Origin of the sequence: Brevibacillus porteri (assembly GCF_003013475.1) — a bacterium.
GTDB lineage: Bacteria > Bacillota > Bacilli > Brevibacillales > Brevibacillaceae > Brevibacillus > Brevibacillus porteri.
The window spans coordinates 127,481-133,709 of sequence record NZ_PXZO01000067.1 but is presented as its reverse complement, the minus strand read 5'-3'; the positions used below and the strand labels follow the sequence as shown (position 1 = coordinate 133,709).

At 48.7% G+C, this 6,229-nt stretch carries 5 protein-coding genes and 10 tRNA genes; 1 reads left to right on the top strand and 14 read right to left on the bottom strand.

Going from position 1 to position 6,229, the window contains the following annotated elements; translation table 11 throughout:
- Nucleotides 1–187 precede the first annotated feature (187 nt).
- The 10 genes from C7R92_RS29890 to C7R92_RS29845 all read right to left on the bottom strand — a co-directional run bounded on the left by C7R92_RS29890 (nt 188) and on the right by C7R92_RS29845 (nt 1,235).
- Nucleotides 188–264 (bottom strand) — tRNA-Pro (locus C7R92_RS29890).
- 37 nt (nt 265–301) lie between these two features.
- Nucleotides 302–375, bottom strand: a tRNA-Arg gene (locus C7R92_RS29885).
- A gap of 6 nt (nt 376–381) precedes the next feature.
- Nucleotides 382–457: transfer RNA gene (locus C7R92_RS29880), tRNA-Gly, on the bottom strand.
- A 16-nt stretch (nt 458–473) separates the two neighbouring features.
- A tRNA-Leu gene (locus C7R92_RS29875) sits at nt 474–559 on the bottom strand.
- Between the two features lie 31 nt (nt 560–590).
- Nucleotides 591–666 (bottom strand) — tRNA-Lys (locus C7R92_RS29870).
- A 40-nt stretch (nt 667–706) separates the two neighbouring features.
- Nucleotides 707–783: transfer RNA gene (locus C7R92_RS29865), tRNA-Asp, on the bottom strand.
- Between the two features lie 5 nt (nt 784–788).
- Nucleotides 789–865, bottom strand: a tRNA-Met gene (locus tag C7R92_RS29860).
- 78 nt (nt 866–943) lie between these two features.
- Nucleotides 944–1,019, bottom strand: a tRNA-Val gene (locus C7R92_RS29855).
- 33 nt (nt 1,020–1,052) lie between these two features.
- Nucleotides 1,053–1,126: transfer RNA gene (locus tag C7R92_RS29850), tRNA-Glu, on the bottom strand.
- 16 nt (nt 1,127–1,142) lie between these two features.
- Nucleotides 1,143–1,235 (bottom strand) — tRNA-Ser (locus C7R92_RS29845).
- Between the two features lie 755 nt (nt 1,236–1,990).
- Between C7R92_RS29845 and C7R92_RS29840 the strand changes: the two genes are divergently transcribed.
- On the top strand, nt 1,991–2,422 hold the full coding sequence (locus C7R92_RS29840) for a GNAT family N-acetyltransferase (RefSeq protein ID WP_017246975.1): 432 nt from the start codon (nt 1,991–1,993) through the stop codon (nt 2,420–2,422).
- On the opposite strand, the gene C7R92_RS29835 is transcribed toward C7R92_RS29840, so the two are convergent.
- The 4 genes from C7R92_RS29835 to C7R92_RS29820 all read right to left on the bottom strand — a co-directional run bounded on the left by C7R92_RS29835 (nt 2,417) and on the right by C7R92_RS29820 (nt 6,195).
- The gene (locus C7R92_RS29835) at nt 2,417–3,184 is read right to left on the bottom strand and encodes a type III pantothenate kinase (protein WP_069852630.1); all 768 of its coding nucleotides are present in this window, start codon (nt 3,182–3,184) and stop codon (nt 2,417–2,419) included. The two genes, C7R92_RS29840 and C7R92_RS29835, sit on opposite strands and share 6 nt — an antisense overlap.
- Nucleotides 3,185–3,196: 12 nt before the next feature.
- A complete protein-coding gene (gene nadC / locus C7R92_RS29830) occupies nt 3,197–4,045 on the bottom strand; it encodes a carboxylating nicotinate-nucleotide diphosphorylase (protein WP_106836638.1) in 849 nt (282 codons plus the stop codon).
- Nucleotides 4,032–5,654 carry an L-aspartate oxidase gene (gene nadB / locus C7R92_RS29825; RefSeq protein ID WP_069852628.1) on the bottom strand — a complete coding sequence of 541 codons (1,623 nt, stop codon included), beginning with the start codon at nt 5,652–5,654 and terminating at the stop codon, nt 4,032–4,034. Before nadB ends, nadC begins: the two co-directional genes overlap by 14 nt.
- A gap of 115 nt (nt 5,655–5,769) precedes the next feature.
- Nucleotides 5,770–6,195, bottom strand: a complete 426-nt coding sequence (locus tag C7R92_RS29820; protein ID WP_016740938.1) for a Fur family transcriptional regulator — start codon at nt 6,193–6,195, stop codon at nt 5,770–5,772.
- Between the last annotated feature and the right edge of the window lie 34 nt (nt 6,196–6,229).

Below are 6,229 nucleotides of genomic sequence, written 5' to 3'. Positions count from 1 at the left end.
CAGTTTTCAAAGAGCATTTTTAGTTCTGCTAAACTAGCAGGAACTTCATGTTAGCACATTCACTTTCAGGTGTCAACCACTTTTTTAAAGTGCTTTTCAACCAATCTGCAATTTGTTTAGTAAGAGCAGATTTCCAATATATCATGTGCATTACATTCATGTCAACCATCTTTTTTCAAGAAATCGATGGTCGGGAAGACAGGATTCGAACCTGCGACCCCTTGGTCCCAAGCCAAGTACTCTACCAAGCTGAGCTACTTCCCGATTATAGAAACTTCTTTACTTTTTGAGGTAAAGAAAGCGTGCCCTGAGAGATTCGAACTCCCGACCTTTTGATTCGTAGTCAAACGCTCTATCCAGCTGAGCTAAGGGCACATGTTATGGAGCGGACGAAGGGTCTCGAACCCTCGACCTTCGCCTTGGCAAGGCGACGCTCTACCAATTGAGCTACGTCCGCATAAAAAGAAATTTCTTGGTGCGGTCGAGAGGACTTGAACCTCCACGGTGTTGCCACCACTGGCACCTGAAGCCAGCGCGTCTGCCATTCCGCCACGACCGCATATAAAATTCAATCTCTCGTTTTAAAAAACTGGTGAGCCATGAAGGACTCGAACCTTCGACCCTCTGATTAAAAGTCAGATGCTCTACCAACTGAGCTAATGGCTCTCGCTATAATTATCGCTATTTCAAACCATCAAGGTTGAAATGGCGGAGCTGACGGGACTCGAACCCGCGACCTCCGGTGTGACAGACCGGCGTGAACTCCAACTTCACCACAGCTCCATATTTGGTTGCGGGAGCAGGATTTGAACCTGCGACCTTCGGGTTATGAGCCCGACGAGCTACCGAGCTGCTCCATCCCGCGATAGTCAGGACGATCGAGTGTCAGTGTTGCCACAGGACGTGGCTCTTTTAGCTGACCTTCCTTGTCCATTAATATAAGTGGTGGAGGCTGACGGGATCGAACCGCCGACCCTCTGCTTGTAAGGCAGATGCTCTCCCAGCTGAGCTAAGCCTCCAGGACCCCTGTGTTTGCAGGGCGTTTTTCTAGGTGACCCGTAGGGGATTCGAACCCCTGTATGACAGCGTGAAAGGCTGCTGTGTTAAACCGCTTCACCAACGGGCCATTTCTAAGAAAGTGATGGCGGATGGAGTGGGATTTGAACCCACGAGACGGTTCGACACCGCCTACACGATTTCCAATCGTGCTCCTTCGGCCGCTCGGACATCCATCCGTATATTTGAAGTGGATCAAAGTGATCCGCTTGTTTGCCTTTCAGAATTCATATGTTAGCATGCTTTCATCTGAAACGCAAGAACTTTTTTAAAGAAACTTAAAAAGTTCAATGTGACATAACTTTTCTGCTAGGCACAATAGCCATTGTAGCGCGTGGAGCATGTGCTGTCAACGAAAAGTATTGAAAATCTCAACTTTTTTCTCTGTCCCCATCCATAGATGTGAAACACGTATATATCATTACCTGTCAGTCGCAATGTTACTCGCTGAAGGTCACTCTTTTTGTCGAGCCAGCTCGTAACTACACTAACAAGAGATCTCACCATAAGGAATGTTCAAATGGTATAATTTAACTCAAGACAAGACTGGCGGTGGACGACCACGGCACAGCTTCCTGTAAAGGGGGTGATGCTGATGGTCTCGCTCGGCACGCTTTACCTTTTCCTAAAAGTACTGGCAACCTTGCTAAGCCTCTGGTTTAGCTGCAGGAAGCTCTACCGATGGATAAGAAAGTGGCGTAACAAGCGAAAACCCACCGCCAAAGGTTGACCGCCTGACGGTGGGTTCGCTGTTTTAGTATCATGCGCGCCGTGGGTGTTCCACAGCTACTTGTCTCAGGAGCCTTGCCGCTGCAACGGTTTGGCTCCTTTATTTATATGTCGGATATTCAATATCTCTACCAATAGTTTAACACCCTTTTTCCATTCCATACAACATTAGCAACGATTTACAAGTAGAAAGGATTTGAAATCGATGACCTCGATCCGTCTCGCTACTCCTCAAGACATTCCTGCTGTCTGTATGATTGATTCAAAGGTGCTCGGTTCAACCAGTCGTTCACCTGAACTTCAAGAAGCCATCGAGCAAGGGCATTGCTACGTGGCGTTAATCGACATGAATATCGTCGGTTTTGCCATCATCAATCAATCGTTTTTTAAGAACAGCTTTATTCATCTGCTCATTGTTCACCCTCACTATCAAAAACGCGGGGTTGGCGAGGAGATGATGCACTATCTGGAAACGATCTCCCCTACGGAGAAATTGTTCACTTCTACTAACCTTTCCAACGAAAAAATGCAACGTCTCTGTCTAAAACTCGGATACGCTCACTGCGGAACCCTGACTCACCTAGATCCAGATGATCCTGAAATGTTTTTCTGCAAATATGTTCGACATCCACTATGATTGATTCCGCTCATAAATCAAACGAAGTCCTTTAAGGGTAAGGTTCTGATCCACGACATGAATACAAGACGTCTCATTGGCAAATAGCGCTGCCATCCCTCCCGTAGCAACTACGGTAGGTCGCGTACCGTATTCATCCATGATTCTACGTACAATGCCTTCGACCTGACCGATAAACCCATAGAAAATGCCGGACTGCATCGCCGCTATCGTATTACGGCCGACTACACTAGCAGGCTTAGCGATTTCGATTCGTGGCAGCTTGGCAGCACGAGTGAAGAGTGCCTCAGTCGATATCCCAATACCGGGAGCAATCGCCCCTCCCCAATACTGTGCCCGCTCGTCCACATAGCAAAAGGTCGTCGCCGTACCAAAATCGACAACAATGAGCGGTGCACCATAATGATGAATCGCAGCAACAGCGTTCACGATTCGATCGGAGCCTACCTCTCGCGGATACTCATACTTGATGTTCAATCCCGTCTTGATACCCGGTCCGACAATCAACGCTTTTTGTTGCATGTACTTCCCACACATGCGTTCAATTGTGAGGTTTAGAGGTGGAACGACAGACGAGATAATAACACCTCTCACCTGTTCAAAGCCAAGCCCCACGCTACCAAACAAGCTTTTGACGAGCATGCCGTACTCGTCTTCCGTTTTGTTACGATCTGTAGACACTCTCCAATGGTGTTGGAGCTCGTCGCCTTCATACAAGCCCAACACAATATTGGAGTTGCCTATATCTATCACCAATAACATCGAGCTCGCTCCTTATCGCTTGCGCGTATTCAGATCGAGGCTGATATCAAACGCTTTGACAGAATGAGTCAGAGCCCCTACCGAAATGATATCTACGCCCGTTTTTGCAATGTCACCAATCGTCTCCAGACTGACACCGCCAGATGCCTCGACAATGGCTCGTCCATCGATAAACTGCACAGCTTCCACCATTTGATCGAGTGTCATGTTGTCGAGCATGATCGTATCTGCACCAGCTGCCAATGCTTCCTGAACCTGTTCGAACGATTCGGCCTCTACCTCTACTGTCATCGTATGGGGAATAACTGCGCGGGCCGCTGCAACAGCTTGCGCGATACCGCCCGCTCCTTTGATATGATTGTCCTTGATCATCACGGCATCATACAAGGCAAAACGGTGATTGTAGCCTCCCCCGACTCGAACCGCGTACTTTTCCAAAGCCCTCAGCCCTGGCGTAGTCTTCCGCGTATCGACAACTCGTGCTTTCGTCCCTGCGACGGCCGTTGCGTATTCACTCGTTTTCGTGGCAATCCCAGACAAACGTTGCATTAAATTAAGAGCAAGCCGCTCTCCGCTCAAAATCGAACGAACCGAGCCGCTGACTTCGGCGATCTGCTGACCAACCTCGACTCGTGCTCCTTCTTCTACTTTTGCCTCAAAGACGAGGGCAGAATCAACCGTGGCAAATACTTGCTCCGCAATCGGCAAACCTGCCACGATTCCCGCTTCTTTCGCATATAAAATGCCGATACCCTGCTCCGATTCAGGAATCGTGCTCATCGTCGTCACATCACCAAATCCTACATCTTCCTGTAGCCATTCCTCTATTTTTCGCTGAAGGTCCCGTTTATTCCACATCATGCTTCTCACACTCCTCTTGGACACCATCTTCTACGGACTGGATCAAATGCTTCCGCCATAGCAAGTCATCTTTATTCGGAAAATCAGTACGATAATGCCCGCCTCTACTTTCTTCCCGCAACAGTGCCGCTCTCGTTGTCAGGACGGCAGCATTCAGCAGATTGAAGAATTCAAACGTTTCCAGGCTCTCAGGCTCGTACTGGTAGTATTGCTCCATTCGCGCAAGCTCTGCTAGTGCTTTCGTTAATCCTTTTTCGTCGCGCTTCACACTGACATGCCGCAGCATGAGCTTTTGCATTTTCAATCGTTGTTCACGTGTATTGAACGTTTGGGGCAGTTTTTGCTTGGAAACAATCTGGAAGGGATGAATACTCTGCAAATCAGCCAGCTGCTTGATCCGCTCCGCTATCCGGTGACCGAACACAACCGCTTCCGATAATGAGTTGCTGGCCAGTCGATTCGCTCCGTGTACCCCTGTGCAGGATGCTTCTCCACATGCAAAAAGCCGCTTCGTCGAGGTCTCCCCGTTCAAGTCAGTCTGAACTCCTCCCATAATATAATGGCAAGCAGGAGCTACCGGAATCCAATCTGTCACCATATTGAGCCCGTATTGTAAGCAAAAATTATAAATCGTCGGAAAACGACGCTTAATAAGCTCTTCCGATTCGTGAGTGATGTCGAGATACACGAACGTAGACTTCGTCTGTTCCATCTCAGAAACAATCGCCCGGGCGACAATATCACGCGGAGCCAGCTCTTTTTGCGGATGGTACTTGTCCATGAAACGATCACCATTGCTGTTGCGCAAAATGGCACCCTCCCCACGAACGGCTTCCGAAATCAAAAAGCGCGGGGCTCCCGGATAGTAAAGCGCAGTCGGATGAAACTGGATAAATTCCACATCTTTAATGCGAGCACCCGCCCGATACGCGATGCCGATCCCATCTGCCGTAGCGATTTGCGGATTCGTCGTATAACGGTAAAGCTGACCTGCACCTCCTGTAGCCAGCACCGTTGCTTTTGCTTCCAGAAAAAACAGTTCGCCATTCGGCTTCCGCACGAGGACACCCACGCATTCGCCATCCTGCGTGATGACATCCACTGCAAAATGATATTCCAAAACCTGAATGTTTGGCTGCTCCATCACACGCTTGGACAAAGCGCGGACGATCTCTGCCCCAGTGGCATCTCCGTTCGCATGCAAAATTCGTCGTTTGCTATGCGCGCCTTCCTGTGTCAGCTCGTACTGCCCTTGTTCATCCCGGTCAAATTCCGTTCCATATGCAATCAGTTCATGCAAGCGATCAGGGCCTTCATGCACCAGGACTTCCACAGCGTTATACGAGCAAAGACCTGCTCCAGCGATTAACGTATCCTGTCGATGAAGGGCTGGGGAATCTGATTGGGCTGTTACAGCAGCGATCCCTCCCTGAGCCCAGCGTGTGTTACTATCATCGAGTCCCTTCTTGCTGATCAACACTACATCCGCATACTCACTCGTTTGCAACGCCGTATACAACCCAGCAATTCCTGCTCCAATAACAGCTACATCTGCCCTCATCCGAGGTAAGGTGTGCAAATCAAAGTCCACAATATAACGGGGAATCATGACTGTGTCCCTTCTCTCTTGTAACTGATGATTTTCCACCCATTATAGCAAATACACGCTTGAAGGAGATGCAAAAAAAGAGCGCCCGCAAAAGCGAGCACTCCCCTCTATCCGATTAATTCGAATGCGTTACACATTCCTTACACGTGCCATATACCTCGAACTTATGCCCCGTCACTTGAAACTCTTCCGGTACCGCAGAAATGATATTCATCGGACATCCTGGCAAAGAAGAAGTCTTTCCACATTCCGTACAAATCACATGGTGATGATGGTGTCCATCTGTCGAACAGGCCAAACGGAATCTGCCTTCCCCGTCCAGCTCCGTCTCTTCCAGAATCCCCAGCTCAACAAAAGTGGAAATGTTGCGATAGACGGTATCGAAGCTGAGTGTTGGATACTGCTCCTTGATTCTCTCCATAATATCTTTGGCAGACAGGTATCGCTTCTCGGCCGCGCAGATTCGAATCATCTCCTCCCGCTTGCCGGTATACTTGAAACCATGTTCTTTCAATATTTGCAGCGCTTCTTCTACTTTCATCGACAAACACTCCTTCCTTTTGTCATATCCGGAT

Excerpts from the sequence above, each read along its gene's own strand:
- C7R92_RS29840 (WP_017246975.1), top strand. The coding sequence starts at position 1,991 with ATGACCTCGATCCGTCTCGCTACTCCTCAAGACATTCCTGCTGTCTGT.
- C7R92_RS29835 (WP_069852630.1), bottom strand. The coding sequence starts at position 3,184 with ATGTTATTGGTGATAGATATAGGCAACTCCAATATTGTGTTGGGCTTG.
- nadC (WP_106836638.1), bottom strand. The coding sequence starts at position 4,045 with ATGATGTGGAATAAACGGGACCTTCAGCGAAAAATAGAGGAATGGCTA.
- nadB (WP_069852628.1), bottom strand. The coding sequence starts at position 5,654 with ATGATTCCCCGTTATATTGTGGACTTTGATTTGCACACCTTACCTCGG.
- C7R92_RS29820 (WP_016740938.1), bottom strand. The coding sequence starts at position 6,195 with ATGAAAGTAGAAGAAGCGCTGCAAATATTGAAAGAACATGGTTTCAAG.